This is a genomic window from Bariatricus sp. HCP28S3_F11 (genome assembly GCF_052065395.1).
Classification (GTDB): Bacteria; Bacillota; Clostridia; order Lachnospirales; family Lachnospiraceae; genus Allocoprococcus.
Genome location: NZ_JBQHUC010000025.1, coordinates 1 through 18,896 on the forward strand (window position 1 = coordinate 1; position 18,896 = coordinate 18,896).

Consider the following 18,896-nt stretch of genomic DNA (forward strand, 5'->3'; position numbering starts at 1 on the left):
TGCCGTATTATCGCTGTCAATCTGCCATTAGCTCCCAGACTGCGCGGTCGATTCTTTAAAGGACGGAAAAATAATTTGTCGTTTGCGTCTCCCTCAATTCGCTGTCCAACACACAAAAGCCGAAGCACCTTGCAGCGATTGCTCCATGGGAAGGTTTATCTGACTGCTATCGGGAGATTGCCACACGTGGAGGTGTGATGATGCCGGAGTTTGTCAAGATGCTGTCTGACTCCTTTGCTTCTACGGAAAACGGTGGTATTGAAGATGTTATTGCCATGATGAATAAGCAGCCCACAATATGCAGTTGGTGGGAGGACAAAGAAGCTGATCTGGAAGCAATTGATATACCGGCCTACATTGTAGCCAGCTATACCAATCCTATCCACACCTACGGAACACTGGAGGGCTACCGCCGGATTTCTTCAAAAGATAAATGGCTGCGCATCCACAATACAGGTGAATGGGATGATTATTATCACAAAGGGCATACCGAAGAACTGCGATACTTTTTTGACCGTTATCTGAAAGGTGAAGATAATGGCTGGGAGAACACTCCGAAAGTACGTGTCAGCGTTCTCAATCCCGGTGGTAAGGACATTGTTGACCGTGAGGAGGAAGATTTTCCTATTCCCCGTACCAGATATAAGAGGCTGTACCTTGACGCCGGAGAAAATGCTCTAAGAGAATGTCCGGTTTCATTAGAAAGTTATGTAGGGTATAATTCAGACCGTAAAAGAAGTGGTGTCAGCTTTAGTATGAAGATGTCGGAAGACACAGAGCTTACCGGTTATATGAAGCTGCGGCTGTGGGTTTCTGCTCTTGACCATGATGATATGGATTTGTGCGTAATGCTGGAAAAACGCCGTCCGAACGGACTGAAATATAAATACTCCTTAGGTCCGGGCATGGATACATCGGCAAAAGGTTATATTCGTGTCTCTCTGCGTGAACTCGACCAAGAAAAGAGTACAGAGGAAAATCCAAGACAGTCCATGAAACAGGAACAAAAGCTGAAAAGTGGCGAAATCGTCCCTGTGGATATACTGATATGGCCAATGGGATTGAAATTCAAAAAGGGGGATATTTTGCGTATTACTGTTTCTCCATATAAGACACAGAAAATGTGGACAGGACCATTCAAGCTGAAAATGGCAAAAATAACGATTCCGAAAGAGGGATACACTTATTTTCCGGATGATAAACCTGAAATGTATACGATTGGAGGCTCGGAGATGTTCGCCGGTTCAAAGGTAGACACCGCCAATATGCCGAAAGACCATAATAAAGGCAGGCACCGCATATACACCGGGGGAAAGTACGATAGTTTCCTGTATGTGCCGATTATCCCTGAAAACTGATAAAACATTTCTTATCGGATGTATTTTACTTATTAAGGAGTTTTGCTTATGTGGCTTTGGTTTGTTGAAAAAGGATGGCTGTATTGTATGCTGATCATGGGCATTATATTGACAGTACAGTTAATCGTACATTGGAAAGATTGGAATATACTCAGAAAGCTGGCGGCTTTTACTGTCATTGTTCTTGTATTCCATGTCTGGGAAGAGTGGGTCATTCCAGGCGGATTCCATTATTATTACAATCTTTCTTCGGATGCTATTTTGCGAGATCGGTATCCCATGAATGAACTTACAGACATGATTACCAACTTTGGTGGGGCATTGATTTGGTTTATTCTTGTACAGACGAACAAGTATGAGAGAAAAATGAGTTTTGCTGTGATGTTATTCGGGTATGCAGAAGTAATCATTCATTTGTTGGGAGCAACTTCTTCCCGAACAATGCTGTTGGAAAACGGCATTTACTCTCCGTTTTATGGTCCGGGAATGCTTACTGCTCTTATTTGTTGGCTTCCTCTTGCCATCTCATATACTGTGTATTTTGTAAAGACTCATGTTAAAAAGTGGGATGTGATTGGAGGTGTAACAGTTCTTGTGGTATTAAGTATGCTTTTAATTACAATGCCGGAAAGTCTTCTGAAAAATGAAGATACTCCTTATGTGTATGACAATGCCGGATGGTATGAACAGTGGATAGATGATAGTGGTGAGATTATCAATCGAGGGAAGAAGTAAGAATGGTTACAAATGTGATGGTTCTGCAAAGAGCCCGACAGATTCTTGTTTGTATATTTAGAAACATCGTCTTTGGATACTGCTTTTATTTTGTTTGTAAGAGATATTTATTTTCTATTTGTGATCGTGATTTTATTTAAAATATATGAGCCGTCCAGATGGGCGGCTCGTAGTAATTTGATACAGAATATTACAATTCTAAGCTTGCTGTATTTTTCGGATATCATATTGGGGTGCTACCGTAAGATCAAGCTCGGTAATGGACCACTCCAACCAGTCACCGTGAATAACAGCACGGGCACTGTATCCTGAAATATAAGTATATTCTTTTTCTTCCTCGGTTTGATAAACGTCTTCAAGAACCATCTTATAACTTTTTTCCATTTTCTCATATATTTCCTGATAGTCAGTGGATATGGACGGATCATTGAGCGAATCCCCATAACTGCATAATACATAAACTTTCATAATGCATCCCTTTCTTCTGTTTTGGGGTAAACCAGGAGCTTACCTTTTAGGTCCAACTCCCGGTCTATCCAGTGGTCATTTTCATATACTTGTTTCGTGAGTGTATTGTAGATAATTGGTTCCTTTTCGATATCGTCAAGATCTGCCACGAGACAGTTTTTCCTGGCAATATAGGGATATAAGGCTGCCTCTACTTTTTCCCGTAGTTCTAAAGCCATCAGATGTATAAGAGTCACATCATAGGTCTGTGACATACAGTGGCTGATTTGTTTGATCATTCCTGAATCCTGAATCGTCTGATTGACTACATCTATCTGCTCGTCCATTGACACGTCAGGATTGATCAGTAACTGACCGGCTACAATTGATTTGACAAAGGCAGTGGCTGTCTGAGTTACCTGTGCAATTAATTCCTCGTAAGGAACTTTATAATAGGTCTTCAGGATATCCAAAGGGACATTCTCACGGTTCTGCTTTAGTTTGGAAAGCAGCTTTTCCAGGCTGCTTCCCAGTTCATAAGTAGTCAAGCACACATCACCTCAGTTTCATTCGGTATGTTTTCATATTTCAGGTTATATTGGGTGTTACGGGTTTCGAAAACAATGTTGTTTCTGGAAACTTCCAGAATACGTTCCACAGCAGTTGTCATGAAAGTATGTGTCTGAGTAGAAATCCATGCACGTTCCCCGATTCGAAGCGGCAGGAATAAGGTTCCAGTCACGGTAATTGCCTTTTTATCAATGTTGCTTATCGGTCTGATATTTGTTCTTTTCATGGTGATCACACTCCTTTTTAACAAAATTCTTTCTCTAGTGTTTTTGCCACTAACCTTGCACATCCCATTTCCATCTCATTAAGTGGTGTTTTGGATAAGACAGCCAGAGCGAGAGGCAGTTCCTTGTCATTGCGGATTGGAAACAGTGCCGCTACGGGTTCCCTGTGATGGGAAAGCATATAAAGAGGCTGACTTATATCCAGAACCACCTCATTTCCAGAGGCGATATAAGGCTCCAGTCTTTCCGGAAGGGAAGTGCCTTCTGGAAGATATATCCCTGTTGTTGCAATGACATACTGGGCTGTGCAGATAAAGGCTCCGTGTTTGATTGAACTATAAAGAATGGAAAGAATACTCTGGAGCTTTATGGTATCCTGATGAGGTTCTCTGCATTTTCGAATTCGGATTTCCTGATTGGATAATTCTACTTCCAGGGGATTCCCATTCTCAAGTTTTAAAAGTCTGCGCAATTTCGCAGGAATAACAATACGTCCCTGCGAATCTATGGTGCAGATATCTGAGTATTTCATATGTTCACCTTTCTTTCTAAAAGAAAAGAAGCAGCAAATGCCGCTTCCTTTCCATAAACTTTATGCGTCATAAGGCGATGCCTGTGCCGGGTTTTGATATTGTCCGTTTTGTTGGATTCTTTGAGATTGTTGTTCTGCATAAGCCCGCTTCCCATTTGAAATAAGGGAAGGTGCCATACAGGATTCCCAGTTGGTAATGTAAGAATCCGTGCGTTTTAGTAACGTATACAGGTCCATGTCCGTTAGCTGGATAAAGGCGTTCTTTTCTAAAATAAAACTCCCGGATTTCATATAAGAGCCGCCATTCTGATTTTTGACCTTGATGCCTTTGCCATTTACAATCTGAATCCGCCAGGGGCTTTTCATCATCCGCCCGTTCTGGTCATTTACATGCCGGGAAATAGAAAATTGCTGTGCAATGGAGTAGCCCTGGGCATCAGGGTTTCCGTATATTTTGCTCAGCGACCATTCAAATTCCTGGAAGCCGGCAGTGATCCTAGTTAAGAAAAACTGGATCTGTTCCGGTGCCAGATTGAACTGGACGATGATATTTTTATTTCCCGTTCCATTGGAATAATCCTGGATCGTGATTCCAATCAGGGAGTTGACATTATGACCGTTTTCCTGGTACTCACCTTTGGCATGTATTTGAGCATAACTGGTCAGTGGTGCATACCTAAGCCTGTCATAAACAGCAATGAGTTTGCGATCCGTTTGTACTTTATAGATCTGCTCGGAGATCCGTGGTGGTTGATTCTGATTCATAGCTTTTCCCTTCTTTCTACTTCAGGTATTGTTTCACTAACAGCGTCATGTTTTTTGGTAAGTCTTCCAGTTTTGTAATATCCAGAAAGCCATCCTGATAGATTCGCTTAATATTTTCCTTATCATCTCCGATTGCTGCAGCAAAGAGTTTGATCCCTTTTTTGGAATACTCCTTTTTAATGCCACGCAGGTCGGCTTCTGCTTCAGTGCCGTAATAGCCGGTATCTGCAGGCTGTCCGTCAGAAATGATAATCAGAAGTTTCTGCTTTTCCGGACGTTTTGCCAGATGCTCCGCCACAAAACGGAGAGCAGCACCATCACGATTTCCACCTCTTGCAGACATATCCATGAGCCGGTAGCGGTCTGATGTGTCGATAGAATCAAATTCTGCATAGGAATAAAGTTCTACGCCTCTGCCACCAGTTGAATGGCCATATATAGTAATGGGCACTTGAAGGCTCTGGCAGAAATCATAAAGCACAATGGCCGTCTTTTTCGCATGTGTAATCCGGTCTCCCCAGCTCATTGATCCACTCTCGTCTACCAAAAGTCCTACTGCAAGTTTCTGCTCTTCAGAAGGAAGCCTGGTCCTGGTGAAAAAGGTTCCATCTTCGTGGTGCATTGCACGTGTATCCAGACGTTTTCCAAATTGCAGGTTCTTTAATTTTCCACCCTCACTTTCTTCTTTTAAAAGCGGTGCGATAGACTTCTGCAGGCGTTTGGACGCCCGGATAAGCATTGGTGCTACGGCCTGATATGACTGTTTTAAAGAATCCGGTACATATGCCATTCGGTTGATTGTAACATGAACTCCGGTATGAGCATTTCCGTAATGGATATCGTTTGCTGCCTTCTGCAGTTCTTCGGTCATTTCCTGTTGGTACTGTGTTTCTGCTTTCTCTGTAGCGATGCCATTCAGGATCCGGAACAAGTCGTTGGCAGACTTTTCATAACCGGTGCCAAGGTACTGGTGATTATAAGTAATTCCTGGATTATTTTCGTCAAGGATGGTATTCGTTTTCGCAAGTGCAATCCGGTTTCCTTCTTCGGCTACAACATCCTGGGCAGCCTGCGTTCTTTCCTGACGCATGGCAGGAGGAGTACACGGTAAGGGATTTGCTTTCTGTTCCTTTTTCCCTTCTTCAGCCTGCTTTGGCATAGTACCGCCTTTGCCAGAAGGCAATGGGGTGGCACCATGAATCTGGTTACCCAAAAGTTCCTCTAACATCTGACTTGCATCCGATGCAGAATGTTGCTCCATTCGTTCTTTTGTCTCTTCGATCAGAGGCTTGATGTATTCCCATAGAATAGCCACAATGTGATTAGAAGCGTGAAAACGGTCCTTTGTTTCATCTGAATAAATGGCAACATCTACATATGGCATGCAATCTTCCAGATAATCCAAATAAGGACCTTTATAACCGGACAGGTTATTGATGGTTCCCGCCCTGCAGTATTGAAGCAGAAGATTTGCCATGATTGCAAAATCAGAATACTTCTTTTCAATCTGACTCTGGATTGATGGCATTTGTTCACACATCCGCAGGTTATTCAGTTCAATCCCCCGGCGGAAAGTGCCCGGATGAGAAGTGCACATTCGTGCCTCTATATAGATGTCTTCCAAAATATTATTGATATGAGAGGCGCAGGATGCCAGAGTCAGGCAGGTCGCTTTATCTTTGCTATCCATAGCCTCCAGTATTTCTTCACAATTTGTCTGATAGGAAAATTCCGTAAAGGAAGGATTGGATGGGTAGAAGGCACCTTTTTCTATGTTGCCAAGATACAGCCCTAGGGCTGTAAAATCTGAGAACAGCAGGTGCGCAGTCTCATGCCCGTTGAATCCGACAAGGCTTTCGGAACGGAGATACCGGGAAGGAAAACTCTGGGTGATTTCATTTGCAGCATTGATATGGATTTTATAGTTATCCGTATGTGCAATGCCTGCGTCTGCCCGGGCATTCCATTCCATCAGAGTCTGAAGACCTTGACGGTAGCGGCTGGTAGCCGCTTTCGCCATAGAGGTCAGGTATTTCTGGTAAGCAGATGAGGTGAACAGTTCCTTGTCACTGATGGCAAGTTCCTGATCCCGAATCATCTGTTTTAATTTTTTCTGGTTGCTATTCAATTTTAATTCGTCCTTTCTTTTTAAAATAATTTTTCAGTCAAAAGCTCTTCCATGGTGTATCCAAAATAGACTGCCAGATGGTAGACCACAAATACGGGTGGAAAGCCTCTTCCTAATTCATACTTACGGTAAGATTTTGTTGGAATATGCAGAATCCTTGCCAGGGTTTTCTGGGAAAGATTCCAGCGTGGTAGTTTCCGCAGATAATGGATATTTGCGGAGAAAATATCCAGCATATCTTCTTCTGTAATTTTTAAATTGTTATAAGGTTTTCTCTGTGTCAATGTACCAACCCTCCTATGCTGCGAGAATAGAATCCAGACAGCCGGTTTCCACTTCCGAACGGCTTTCTGCGTCAGCAGATACCGAAGAAAGGATCGTGTAATGTGCAGCTTCCCGGACGTCACCACAGACCATATAGGACTGCACCCAGGAAATCAGTTCACGTACACCGCAGCATCCGTCTGTGATCAGATTCTCACTGCAGTATTCGGAAACAGCCTTGACGATCTGTGCCATAGTGCGGACCATTTTCTTATCTTTGCATCCGGTGATCCCGAGAACGCGCTGTACCAGTGTTTCTTCATCCGGCTCCTCCAGATCGATCACCAGATTCATTCTGGAAATGACAGACTGGTTCATCTGTTTACAGCCTGCATAATCATTGTTGGTTGTAACAACGATGGTCGTATCCGGATGCCTCTTGATCACTTCTCCGTTTGGCAGAAATACACTGTTACATCTGTCAAGAAGGGAATTGAGTCCTACTAAAACACCGGGGTTTGCGATGACCGTCGGCTCCTGAAGTTCCACCAGATAACCGTGTCGGATTGCCTCAACAAGAGGGGTATCTACGTATTTAAACTTCTGGTGGGAAGACTGGTTCTTATAATGCGCATGCATTTCATCAAAGATTGTGTCGATGAGCTGTTTGTATACCACATCCTCCGTCACCTCTTCGTCATAAATACCGGTCAGCTTCTGATAAGCAGTTGCTGGGTCTAACATGATATCCTGGAAAGATGGATATTCACTCTGAAGGCTGGATAATTTTCCATCCACGTCCGGAAGAATCTGACCGAGCAGATCAAATATCTCCGTATTGGCAGAGCAGGTAATGCAACGGTAGGGCAGATGTAAGCCAGCAGCAATCGCCTTGGCACCTTCTGTTTTTCCGGTTCCTGCAGGACCCCGCAGAAGAAAATTCCGCATAGGTGAAACAGTATTTGTTGTCAATTTTGCATGTTCACAGATCCGCTTGATCTCTGGCGGTATGATATACCATGGTTCCAGCGTTGGAACAGTAAGTTCTTCCTGGGGAGTGAGTATCCGTGATTCAGATAAGACGTATTTACTGATAAAGTCTTCTTTGGCAATGGATTCCGTGTTCCTTTTTGTGGTGAAACCGGGAATCAGCACTTGAAAAGTACCAAAGAGCGTATTTGTAGGAGCGTAAGTACCCTGCTGTACTGCGAATGGTTTGAGCTTAGGAATAGCACCATTGGCAGGAGTATCATTGGGAATCCCGCCGGTAGAAAGAGAAGTTCCGTATCGTAATCTGCGATAGATATTGTCACAAAGGACGGCTGCAGTTTTCACGGCTTCTTCCATATCCGTATAACCATTGTCACGGTGCTTTTTCAACTCCTGATAATATTCGTTAAACTCGTCATCCTGCATAATGGTAGGGAGAAGTGCAAACAAAAGTGCAGCTCCGCTGTTCTTATCTTCCTTCAAAAGATATTGGTCGGCTGTTGTTTCGGAATCTATTGGTTTGGGATAAATACCGGCAATGAATTTTCCGTTTGTCCGGTTATAGATCACCACATGCAAATCTCCGGTTTTGCTGGGATATTCCGCTATTGTATAATTATTCCCCTGGCTGCCAATTGCCCCGAGTTCTTCAGAAGCGGTTCCACCGGGCGGATTTTCCAGTTCCATGTATGCAAGAATCGCCCGGAGCGTGGACGCATGAAGTGTCGAACGTTTCTGAGGCTGTGTGCAGTATTTGGAATAGACATCCTTCCTGATGGGATCATCCGTATAATCTTCAAAAGGTTCCGGAAGTTTTCGCTTGAAAGACCAGTTACTGATCAGGTTTCCATTTGGCATAGTATTTCTCCTCCTTTTTTACATCCAGGATAATTCCAGGGTGCCTTCGTTTTCTTTTGCATTCAGCTCATCACGGATAAAAATATCTGTGAGAGCTGCCCAGTAGTTTTGGGGCGGAAAATGCTCGAAAGTACCTTTGATTTCCTTGGAATCTCCATTTTTGATAAATATTTCTCCATTTTCGCTGATAAATAATTTTTGATGTCCTCTTGCCTGCAGATCTCCAATCAGATTGGAGAGTAATGGCTTGCCAATTAGGGTATACCAAGACTGGGGATCCACCTGACCGATGGAATCAGTGCCTGCAGGTTCCGACTTTGGCTTTAATGATTCTATCGTCATCATAGAAAGTACCAGTTCTCCATAACAGTCCAGCCGGACTTCAGCAAAATTATATTCTTTCGTATGGAAGGTACGAATACGCAGGGCATTTCCATTCAGAAGACTGTCTACAGTTGGTTCTTTAGTAAATTCCCATGTGGCATTCGGATAAGAGGACTTCAGTTTCCCTGTAATCTGGTAACTGATCTGTCTCCAGAGCAGAGTTTCCATATCGGTGATACCGTCTGGATTCCCAGAGGAATATGCTGACTTTCGTTTGAGTGCCGGAGATGGGATGCGGGGAAGACGCGGGACAATCAGGAAGAGGAGACTTCCTAAAATACCTGCAAGTGCAATGCCCGCAATCACTGAGCGGTTTATATTATCCGGTACAAACAGTAATGACAGAAACAAAACGAGAACAACAGATTTTAATATTTTTAAACCTTTACTTTTTTTCCTTCGTACTTTCATTGTATGATTCCTTTCCTGTAAACAAAAAAAGAGGAACCGCCATGCCCGATGGGTAAGCAATTCCTCAACCTGTTATTTCTTTTGAGTTATCCGTTAAACGGAAGCTGGTCAGCCATGCCTTCCGGGATTCCCTGAAAACCGTCCCCGGTAAAGCCACTTTGCTGTCCATATGCCATGTTCTGTTGTGGATAATAGCTCTGCTGGTACATGTTGTTTCCAATCGGTCCAGAAGGTGGAACTGCATAAGAGTTGCCCTGTGTTCTGGCACCTGCGGTGTTTGGTATACCTGCATTTTGATTTCCAGCACCATTCATGTAGCCGCCTCCCTGAGCAGCGCGATTTTGATAACTGCCACTTCCTGGGGTAGCCGCACCTCCGTTGTTGTTATTAGGCATGCTATTGCCATTTTGATGATTTCCAGAATTTCCGTTATTCTCATTTTCCGGCTTGTTGGAAAGGCAAAACTGCCAGTCCTTGACATTAATTTTGGCTCCAACTCCTGGCTGCCCAGCCTTCTGTCCCTGCTGATAGAGAAATGGATGGATTTCCAGATCTCCATAGACATAAATACAGGTTCCGGATTTTACACCGGCTTTGATCAGACGCTCTGCCAGGAACTTGTTAAAATAGCATTGATAGAACATGGACTCGTATCCATTCTGACCATTTTGTGTGTTCTGGCTCCTCTGAGAGGAAGCAAGATCCAGACTGATGTACTCTGATCCGTTGTTCTTTCCTTGCTGCATGGCAGGATCCTTTGTTACCCTTCCCATAACATGAATAATTGCTGACATAAAAATTCTCCTTTCTGCCTCTTAGGGCTTTAAAATAATAAAAATGAATAAAAGAATAGGAAACCTGTATACCAGATTTCCCATAAATAAAAAAAGAGCCATTAAGTGACCGCATAATACGGCTATCCTAATGACTCTAATTTCCAACATAAACTTACGTGTGTTCTGGAAGAATGGTCCAGACTCCCTTTAGGGGATAACACAAAAACTCAAGTACAGTATTATAGTAACACAAGATATAGTAAGTGTCAATGAACGAAATGCTATATATTGGTTTCGGAGGAGAATCTACTACATATTGAACTATGAAAAAACAAAAGTATATAGTACAATAGAATTTACAAATAATAAATCAGAAAAGAGTAAATATATGACATATGATAAAATGCAATTATTTATAAAACCATTACCTGCATCAGTAATAATTAAAAATTATATAGAGGGACATCCGATTGATTGTGAAGAATATTTAACAGAATTCGTTAATTTTTCTAAATTGAAAAAGGATAAAGGAAATGAAACCTTCATCTTAAGAAAACATTGTGAACAAAGTCAGAAACAAAGTGATATTTATAATTCTTTTTATGAGTTAGATTTTAAGATATTAGTAGATACCCGATATATGGAAGCAAAAAGCACATTGAGTAATTCAGTTACAGAACTTTGCCCAGGGGTTACACAAATTGGTCCTTCTAAATTTTCTGGTAGTAAAACTGCTTTTGATATAATAAAGTGTTTTCGAGGAAAAACAGAAGAGGATTTAAGAAATATCGAACAGGGATTATTAAAGCTTCCTGAAGGAAAGGTTATAAGACAGACAATGCAAAAGATATCTGTTAACAAAAATATTATGTTTTTCCTTCCGTATGATTATTCATTTAAGAATCAAGAAACAGATTTTGAAGGTGCTAAATTAATTGCTGATTGTATTTCTAAAGATTTGAAAAGTTTATTAGCATATAGAAAAATGAAAGTAACAAAAGATACTTATATAGCATTTATATCAGAAAGATATTTTGTTATAACGGAGGAAAAAGAAAGTAGCCTCATTTTTTATGATATGATAAAAACAAGCGATAGTAGTTTATATAGTTTTTTGTATTCTGTTGGTAAACTGTAATTAGCTGTATTATAGATAAAGGGAAATGACCATGCAAAGCAAACAAGAAGTAATTACATATTGTCATTCTTTTGAGCAGGTATACGAGGATTATCCATTCCACGATTCTAACTGGTGTGTGATGCGCCATAAAGGGTCTAAGAAGACATTTGCTCTAATCTATAACAAAGATGGACATGTATGGATTAATGTGAAATGTGATCCGCAGTGGAGGGACTTCTGGCGAAGTACTTTTACATCGGTTGTTCCTGCATACCATATGAATAAGACACACTGGAATTCTATCATTCTGGATGGAACTGTCCCGGAGGAAGATATCAAACGGATGATTGGTGAAAGCTATGATTTAACAAAGGGGAAGAAAGCATGAGGATTTTGGTAGATGCAGATGCCTGTCCGGTGGTATCTATTGTAGAGCATATTGCGAAAAAATATCAGATATCAGTAATCTTACTGTGTGACACGAATCATATTCTGCAGTCTGATTACAGCGAAGTTTTGACAGTTGGAGCAGGAGCTGATGCGGTAGACTTCAAGTTGGTCAGCGTCTGCCAGAAGGATGACATTGTGGTAACACAGGATTATGGTGTTGCTGCGATGATTCTTGGAAAAGGAGCATACGGGATACATCAGAGTGGCAGATGGTATACGAATGAAAATATTGACCAGATGCTTATGGAGAGGCACTTAGCAAAAAAGGCACGAAATGCGAAAAAAAGAAACCATATAAAAGGTCCAGCGAAACGTACCGCTGAAGATGATGTACGGTTTGCAGAATCGCTGGAAAGGCTGATTCATAAATATCGTTAAGTGTAGGTCAGGATGAAAGAATACATTATGAAAGAATACATTATGAAATATGAGTGTTACCATGTTAACTGGTAATATAAAAGATGCCGTAGACAAGGAAGAACCTTGCTACGGCAATCCTTTTGTGTTGATAAGTATATGAGAGCTGGATCAATCTTTTGAGGGAGAACCCGAGGATAGCTCCTCGAATCCGAGCAAATTATCACTGATCCCCATACTTTCTTCCTCGTTATAAGGAGATTTGCGAAAATACATTCGGTAATAGTGCCCTTGAAGCAGTTTTACACTTTTATCTGTCGTGAACTGATATTCCCGGTCATCGGTTCCGATAAGATGAATTTGCTGTGTTTTCTTAAAGGCTGAAACTTCCCGTTTGCTGCAATATCCTTCCACTGTCAGGTAGGAACCGGAATGGATGAGATGGTACAGGCTGATACACCGAATCAGGCAACATACACCGATTACGAGGCTCATAATGAGAAGGATTTTATCTTTTGTCTGCATCCCGATGATGCATCCGAACAGTACACAAAAAAAGCCGATTGCCGCCTGGGCAACCAGCTTGGATAGTAATGGTTTTGGCATAGTGCTCCTTTCAGAATCGTTGGAATGAAATTTGTTTATTAAGATACAGATTGCCGACAGCCTGCAGGACCGGATACTGGATATGCAGAATCTGTGCCTGGTCAGCCAGTGTCTGGTAGGTATATTCTGTCCCATCATAGAGTTGTGTGAGGACATCTTCTTCCCGCGTTGGAGCTTTCTTTTGCTCCACACAGGTCACCAGTTCTGCAGTGGTTAGCGGAATGGCTTTTGTAAGCTTTATGACGGTTTCCTCAATAGGCGTGTTTTTTTCTTTCCGCAGATATTTTCCAAAATCTCCGGGCTTGATTTTACCATCTACATAGAGCTGGATACAGGTAAATAGCCGGGTGGAGAAAGTTTCGTGAACCGGAAGGATGTGAAGTTTTCCTAAAAGCTGATAGAGTGCATCTACGCCGGTCACTCCTTCTCCTTTTGCAATCAGACCGCGCAAAAGCAGTCGGTTCAGATAGTGGGAAAATGCCAGTCCGTCCGGTCTGCCGCTGTTTTTAAGCCGCACATTGTAAGCAGATTCCAGTTCGTGTATCTGCAGAATCTGGAAGGCAAGGCAGCTCCAGAGAATAAGTTCGTGATCGCATAGTCCGAATTCCTGATGATTATTCAGAACCATAGGAGTGGATTTCCCATCTGTATTTTTGACAAATTTTAATGTGCCGATGGCGGTATAAAGTGTCAGCATAGAACTGCCTCCTTCTTGTTATGATGCTAATAGCTCATATAATAGCTCATTTTCTTTCAGCCATTTTCTCGCCTTGCTCTGCCATGCCCTTACCCTGTTGGAAGGAACCTGATATAGTTTTGCAAGCTCTCGATCGGTGTAACCGTCTTGCTGCAGACGGAGAGTGGCAATTCCTTTTTGTATCATATTGCTGCTTGTTGCTTCCAGTTCCTTCAAGTATGCAGTGGACAGGTTTTGTATCGCTTCCTGCTCCGTGGAAAGGGAAGTACGATTTTGGTGAAACTCACCTTCATAAGAGTGACCGTCCTCGGATTCCAGCAATGCATCTAAGGAACAGAATCGTTTATTATATTGGTAAACGGTACGCCAGTATCCGTAGATCGCATTACGGACTGCAGCTCTGGCATATGGTCGGAAGGGACGGTGTCCATCGTATTTAGAAGCTGCATTGCACAGTGCCAGGTAACTGGTTTGCGTAAGCTCTTCATATTCCTCCAGAGAAAGATTCGAATAATTCCGTGTCAGGACATTTACCATTTGCGGCACCAAATCCATATTTTCTTCCATGAGCTGGCTGTAGGGGATAGGATTATTTTTCATGTCATCCACCCTCCTTACCCTGCAAGGCACAGCGGTACATGGTTGTAGCGAAGGACTTTCTCTGATTCTTCTATAAGTCGTTCGCACATGTACTCACTGAAATTACCGATATGTGCCTGTGTGGTGTCGAGGCAAAATTTGTCTGACATCCACCGGTAGGCATCTTTCTTGGATAGAATTCCCTGTTTCCAGATCTGGTCAAAGATTCGGTGTGCACGGATTCGTTTCTCACGAAGAGATTTATTTGCCAGAGTGCCTTTAGGGCGAGTGGTGCCGGGATGGACGCCGACATAGGAATTGCAGACCGGATAGCGGCTGCATACATAAAGTTTGCCTTCCCATGCATTTTTTCCATGGACATAACATGTATCTCTTAAAATGGCCGGGCTGCCACAGTAAGGGCAGCGTATGATTTGTTTCTTCATCATGATTCACCTCGCATTACGTTTTTTATACGTACATTTATCCTTTATTAGTAAGTTTATTACGTTTTCTATACGTATATTGTAAGTAAAAGTGTGATGAATTCCCATATATCAGGGACGGAAACAGGTACCCAAATGTTCCCTTATTACCACTTTCTGCCATTTTTTATGAATGTTCTGGATAGAAAATGGTTTTGATTAATGGAAAAAGGCCACTGTCTGTAAAACGTTGGTAATTAACTGCCGTGAAGATAAACTTATTACAAAAGTATCGGAGCAGGAACAGTGCAATTAGTATCAAGCAGATCCGGTAGATGGTGAGCGCCTGCCTTTTCTTTTTGTGTAAAGAAGTAAATCTGCAGTACAGGATATAAACCATAGGGAGAAAAATCAGGGTAGTAAAGCCCTTGTCAATCGTTTGGATGATCAGAGTAAGCATGTTGCACACCTCCTTGTCTTTATTCATTCTGTACGCAGAAACAAGCAAAAACGCAACTTACCAGTCATAGTTTTTCTCTTCCTGCATTTTTAGGAGTTCCATACAGGGACAGTCGGACTTGACTGCTGTTTTAGTATTCAGGTAAGAGCGATATAAGGATAAAAAAGCAGATACAGATATGTTGCTTATGCATTCTTCCGGTTCCGGATAACAGGAAAATAAAATCCGGGCATCGGAAAGAGGAAGAATCAGCGGTTCTGCTGTGGTATCCGGATGAAATAGGAATCCGGGTTCCCTGCATATACCAGAAGTTTTACAGGAAGGGCAGGTCACATGGATGCAGTGATGCCAGTTCCCATCACAGGCATCTAAAAATCTACGAACATGTTTGATATCTGTCTGGATATAGGTTGTTTCCATATTCATCACCAAAAAGCAGGCAGTCTCTATGGACCGCCTGCACTGAAATTAAAGATTATTTTTGTTTCTTTTTCCGGAAATAGATTACTGTAGCAATACCTGCGAGCAGAAGGGCACCTGCAGCAATACCTGCGTAAAGAAGAAGTGGGGTATCATCGCCGGTCTTGACTGGTGTGGAGATATCCGGAGTATCTTTTGGTACATCGGTAATTTTCACTGTCTGGTCGTTATCATTTATATCTTCGTGATTCGTCAGTTCCACTTCTTTTTTGTTGTCTTTATCACCGGTAGATACATAGAGCTTTTCAAAAACAACTACATCGTGTCCAGAAAGAGAAGTAGCATCAAAGGTAAAGGTTACTTCTACAGTGCCTTCAGAGTTTTCCGGTTTGAAAGTTGCTTCAGATGTTACAGGTTTTCCGTCAATCAGTACTTCCTTACCGGTTTCCTTGTCTATCAAAGTACCTACGACCCGGTAGGTAAGGCCAGTTACCAGATCCTTGTAAGAAACGGTATCAATAATAGAGGTTTCTTTTTCTGCAAGGACTTCCTGGTCGCCGTCTTTTCCATCTTTAGCGGTAGTCTTAATCTCTGGGAAATAGATGGTCTGTGGATCATCATCAATCTGGGTATGGAAAGCAACTTCTTTGTCCTGATAAGATACAGACTCAAAGGCTACTATCGTTTTGCCTGCGAGAGCAGTGGCATCCAGTGTGAAAGTAAGCTCTACAGTGTCTTCCGCATCTTCTGGTGTGAAGGTCAGTTCGGACGTAACTTCTTTTCCATCGATTTGCAAAGGTTCGCCAGATTCCTTATCCATTAAAGTTCCGGTTAACTTGTACTCTTTATTTGGAATGAGATGGTAGGAAACGGTATCCGTAATGGTCAGTTCTTTCTTTGGAACTGCCATCTGGGTATTGGTATCCGGGCAGTTTGCCTGAGTTGCAATTTCCGGGAAAAAGATCTGCTGGCCTTCATCTTCGAGATCTGCATGAACAGCAATTTCTTTTTTATCCTGTGTTACAGATTCAAAAACAACGGTTGTCTTACCGGCCAGCGAACTGCCATCAAATTCAAAGACTACATCTACGGTGCCTGAGCTAGTTTCCGGCGTAAAGGTTGTTTTGGCAGTTACCTGTTTGTCATTAATTAGAACAGGTTCTCCAGTTTTCGCATCCATGAGTGTACCCGTTGCAGTGTATTTAAGGTTTGGAACCAGCCCTTTATACTGGATCGTGTCAATGAGTTTCACTTTCTCATCAGCATTTGCCATATGCTCACCGGTTTCAGAGTCTATGGCCTGCGTGCCGATCTCCGGGAAAGAAATCTGCTGGTCTTCATCAGAAAGGTCCGCATGGACAGCCAGCTGTTTATCTTCCTGATACAGTTCCTCGAATACAACAGTTGTTTTTCCGGAAAGTGAGGAAGCATCAAAGGTAAAAGAAACTTCTACTGTACCAGAGGATTTTTTCGCTGTGAATGTCTTTTCAGAAGTTACAGGTTTGCCGTCAATCTGAATTGCTTCACCGGTCTCAGCGTCCATTAGTGTTCCAACCAGCTTATAGGACTGACCTTTCTTTAGTCCGGAATATTCGACAGTATCTGCAAGAGTGACTTCTTTTTCCGGTTTGCTCATATGGGTACCTGTTTCTTTATCCAGAGCTGTTGTGCCGATTTCAATCAGGTCATCGGTCAGGGTTCCAAGGTCAATGGTAACGGAATCTTTATATACAGTCACTTCGAATTTTAAAAGACTCATTCCTTTATTGGATTCACATCTCTGCTCCTCAATGACATATTGATCATAGATAAGGGCACCTTTGGAATCGTCTGGCGTGGAAGATCCGAACCAGACCCCATCTTCAGATGTTTCTCCACGGTTGGTGTTCTGGGTGTGTTTGTTCCATTTGGAAGAAGTACTGGCATATCCATTTTTATCCGTCACGATGGTATGGCTTTCTCCGGTTGTAACAGAGGTGATGGTAAATGGAACATCAGAAAGACGTGTTTGTTCTCCATCGGATACCTTTACCAGTTCCAGATCGCCACGGTAGATCTGTTCTTCGACAGATGAAGTATTGTAGCACTGTACGGTTTCCTTGACACCATCGGCTGTGATCTTCTGTACGAATACAGTATCATTGGAAAAGTATCCGACAGGAGCTTTTGTTTCCTGAACAGTCACTGTACCGAGCGGGAGACAAATGGTTTTTCCATCCGTCTGTGTATAGAAAGCATCTCCAGATACCATATAATCTTTGGTGAAATGAGATTTCCCTTCTGCATCGGTCTTAAATATCCAGGTGCGTGCCGGGTTAGCCCCATTTGTGGCAGGATCCTGATCGGATTGTTCGGTATAGAATTTTACTGTAAACTGTGCATCCGCAAGAGATGCAGATCCTTGTGGCTGTGCTTCCTGTGCTTCCTTGTCCAGTTTCTGAAGGAGCAGATCCATTGGATTGCTCTGTGGGATTTCCGTCACATTTACAGGCGTGGTTGCTTCGGATTTGACAGTGACGTTATGGGTTTTGGTGTCCAGGATGAATCCTTTGGAAGCTTTGGTTTCTTTTACCGTGTAATTACCTTCCTCCAGTTCTCCGGATTTTGCATAGCCGTTTTTATCTGTTGTCAATGTCTGTACCTGTTTGTCTCCTTTGTAGATGCCATATTCGGCACCCTGTAAGCTATAGTTACTGTTCCCTTCGGAAACAGAGGCGTTGGCTGAAGATTTACGGATTTCCAGATAACCGTAAGGAACCTGATACCAGCTTCCAACAACAGTCTGGCTTCCGCTTCCAGGAATAATAAATGCCCGGAAGCTTTCCGGGGGAGCAGGAAGGCTTTTGATTGCTTGTGCAACTTCTTTTGCTTTGTCAATGAAACTCTGGGGTGCACCATGGAAGGCTCCGGTATCTGAAGAATACCCTGCATAAATATAGGCGACGACAAGATGTCCGATTACATAGGAATTGTCATCAGACCAGCCGCTGAAATATTTGTCTTTTACAGTTTTTTCATAGCCATAACCGCCATTTAAGTAATACAGTGCTTTCCGAAGCGGGGAATCCTTTGCCAGAAGGTCATAGGAATAACTGCCGGAAGCAGGGGTTTTCTTGAGTGGTTCCACACAGTAAGCGGTATTGTTCCCATCAAATGTCATGCGGGAAGTAAAGTAGTCTCCATACGGAATATTCGCTCCTGCGTGAAAACTGACGGTACCGTCTGCCGCATGAACAGTCATGCCGCCGGAAAATACGGTGCCGACAGTAACCAGTACTGCAAGCAGAAATGCGAGCAGCCGGTGGATGGATTGATTTGTTCTTTCTAACATAAGTCTCCT

Annotated in this window: 21 protein-coding genes; 5 read left to right on the forward strand and 16 right to left on the reverse strand. The window is 42.6% G+C overall.

Annotation, left to right across the window (positions count from 1 at the left end; translation table 11 throughout):
• Nucleotides 1–200 precede the first annotated feature (200 nt).
• Complete coding sequence (locus ACTNBR_RS11465) at nt 201–1,358, forward strand: CocE/NonD family hydrolase (protein ID WP_441042708.1); 1,158 nt, start codon at nt 201–203, stop codon at nt 1,356–1,358.
• A gap of 48 nt (nt 1,359–1,406) precedes the next feature.
• Complete coding sequence (locus ACTNBR_RS11470; protein WP_320813688.1) at nt 1,407–2,093, forward strand: HXXEE domain-containing protein; 687 nt, start codon at nt 1,407–1,409, stop codon at nt 2,091–2,093.
• Between the two features lie 198 nt (nt 2,094–2,291).
• Here the strand turns inward: ACTNBR_RS11470 and ACTNBR_RS11475 are convergent, their stop codons facing one another.
• The 10 genes from ACTNBR_RS11475 to ACTNBR_RS11520 form a co-directional block, all read right to left on the reverse strand.
• Entirely contained in the window at nt 2,292–2,561 is a 270-nt protein-coding gene (locus tag ACTNBR_RS11475) for a hypothetical protein (protein WP_320813689.1), read from the reverse strand.
• The gene (locus tag ACTNBR_RS11480) at nt 2,558–3,094 is read right to left on the reverse strand and encodes a hypothetical protein (protein WP_320813690.1); all 537 of its coding nucleotides are present in this window, start codon (nt 3,092–3,094) and stop codon (nt 2,558–2,560) included. The genes ACTNBR_RS11475 and ACTNBR_RS11480 overlap by 4 nt, the downstream gene beginning before the upstream one ends.
• Entirely contained in the window at nt 3,085–3,336 is a 252-nt protein-coding gene (locus ACTNBR_RS11485; protein ID WP_320813691.1) for a hypothetical protein, read from the reverse strand. Before ACTNBR_RS11485 ends, ACTNBR_RS11480 begins: the two co-directional genes overlap by 10 nt.
• Before the next feature lie 17 nt (nt 3,337–3,353).
• Entirely contained in the window at nt 3,354–3,866 is a 513-nt protein-coding gene (locus tag ACTNBR_RS11490; protein WP_320813692.1) for an AbrB/MazE/SpoVT family DNA-binding domain-containing protein, read from the reverse strand.
• Nucleotides 3,867–3,926: 60 nt separating this feature from the next.
• Nucleotides 3,927–4,631 (reverse strand): hypothetical protein, encoded by a 705-nt coding sequence (locus tag ACTNBR_RS11495; RefSeq protein WP_427738645.1) that lies wholly within the window; start codon nt 4,629–4,631, stop codon nt 3,927–3,929.
• 16 nt (nt 4,632–4,647) lie between these two features.
• Nucleotides 4,648–6,759 (reverse strand): vWA domain-containing protein, encoded by a 2,112-nt coding sequence (locus ACTNBR_RS11500; RefSeq protein ID WP_427738646.1) that lies wholly within the window; start codon nt 6,757–6,759, stop codon nt 4,648–4,650.
• A 20-nt stretch (nt 6,760–6,779) separates the two neighbouring features.
• On the reverse strand, nt 6,780–7,043 hold the full coding sequence (locus tag ACTNBR_RS11505; protein WP_427738647.1) for a helix-turn-helix domain-containing protein: 264 nt from the start codon (nt 7,041–7,043) through the stop codon (nt 6,780–6,782).
• Between the two features lie 13 nt (nt 7,044–7,056).
• Nucleotides 7,057–8,871 (reverse strand): AAA family ATPase, encoded by a 1,815-nt coding sequence (locus tag ACTNBR_RS11510; protein ID WP_427738648.1) that lies wholly within the window; start codon nt 8,869–8,871, stop codon nt 7,057–7,059.
• Nucleotides 8,872–8,889: 18 nt separating this feature from the next.
• Nucleotides 8,890–9,666: a hypothetical protein gene (locus tag ACTNBR_RS11515; protein ID WP_427738649.1), complete on the reverse strand. Its 777-nt coding sequence runs from the start codon at nt 9,664–9,666 to the stop codon at nt 8,890–8,892.
• A gap of 86 nt (nt 9,667–9,752) precedes the next feature.
• Nucleotides 9,753–10,460 (reverse strand): single-stranded DNA-binding protein, encoded by a 708-nt coding sequence (locus tag ACTNBR_RS11520; protein ID WP_427738650.1) that lies wholly within the window; start codon nt 10,458–10,460, stop codon nt 9,753–9,755.
• 298 nt (nt 10,461–10,758) lie between these two features.
• Here ACTNBR_RS11520 and ACTNBR_RS11525 point away from each other — a divergent pair, with 298 nt between their 5' ends.
• The 3 genes from ACTNBR_RS11525 to ACTNBR_RS11535 are packed head-to-tail and all read left to right on the forward strand — an operon-like array spanning nt 10,759 to nt 12,390.
• The gene (locus ACTNBR_RS11525; protein WP_320813108.1) at nt 10,759–11,580 is read left to right on the forward strand and encodes a hypothetical protein; all 822 of its coding nucleotides are present in this window, start codon (nt 10,759–10,761) and stop codon (nt 11,578–11,580) included.
• A gap of 31 nt (nt 11,581–11,611) precedes the next feature.
• Nucleotides 11,612–11,950 (forward strand): MmcQ/YjbR family DNA-binding protein, encoded by a 339-nt coding sequence (locus ACTNBR_RS11530; protein ID WP_320813109.1) that lies wholly within the window; start codon nt 11,612–11,614, stop codon nt 11,948–11,950.
• Nucleotides 11,947–12,390: a YaiI/YqxD family protein gene (locus ACTNBR_RS11535; RefSeq protein ID WP_320813110.1), complete on the forward strand. Its 444-nt coding sequence runs from the start codon at nt 11,947–11,949 to the stop codon at nt 12,388–12,390. Before ACTNBR_RS11530 ends, ACTNBR_RS11535 begins: the two co-directional genes overlap by 4 nt.
• 150 nt (nt 12,391–12,540) lie before the next feature.
• Here ACTNBR_RS11535 and ACTNBR_RS11540 read toward each other — a convergent pair whose 3' ends face one another.
• The 6 genes from ACTNBR_RS11540 to ACTNBR_RS11565 all read right to left on the reverse strand — a co-directional run bounded on the left by ACTNBR_RS11540 (nt 12,541) and on the right by ACTNBR_RS11565 (nt 18,887).
• Nucleotides 12,541–12,975 carry a hypothetical protein gene (locus ACTNBR_RS11540; RefSeq protein WP_320813111.1) on the reverse strand — a complete coding sequence of 145 codons (435 nt, stop codon included), beginning with the start codon at nt 12,973–12,975 and terminating at the stop codon, nt 12,541–12,543.
• A 10-nt stretch (nt 12,976–12,985) separates the two neighbouring features.
• Nucleotides 12,986–13,672, reverse strand: coding sequence for a cell division protein (locus tag ACTNBR_RS11545; RefSeq protein WP_427738651.1), 687 nt, complete (start codon nt 13,670–13,672; stop codon nt 12,986–12,988).
• An 18-nt stretch (nt 13,673–13,690) separates the two neighbouring features.
• Complete coding sequence (locus ACTNBR_RS11550) at nt 13,691–14,272, reverse strand: sigma-70 family RNA polymerase sigma factor (RefSeq protein ID WP_427738652.1); 582 nt, start codon at nt 14,270–14,272, stop codon at nt 13,691–13,693.
• Nucleotides 14,273–14,286: 14 nt separating this feature from the next.
• Nucleotides 14,287–14,700, reverse strand: a complete 414-nt coding sequence (locus tag ACTNBR_RS11555) for a zinc-finger-containing protein (protein ID WP_427738653.1) — start codon at nt 14,698–14,700, stop codon at nt 14,287–14,289.
• Nucleotides 14,701–15,193: 493 nt separating this feature from the next.
• Complete coding sequence (locus ACTNBR_RS11560; RefSeq protein ID WP_441018354.1) at nt 15,194–15,556, reverse strand: hypothetical protein; 363 nt, start codon at nt 15,554–15,556, stop codon at nt 15,194–15,196.
• Nucleotides 15,557–15,611: 55 nt separating this feature from the next.
• Nucleotides 15,612–18,887 (reverse strand): VaFE repeat-containing surface-anchored protein, encoded by a 3,276-nt coding sequence (locus ACTNBR_RS11565; RefSeq protein ID WP_427738654.1) that lies wholly within the window; start codon nt 18,885–18,887, stop codon nt 15,612–15,614.
• Nucleotides 18,888–18,896: the final 9 nt, after the last annotated feature.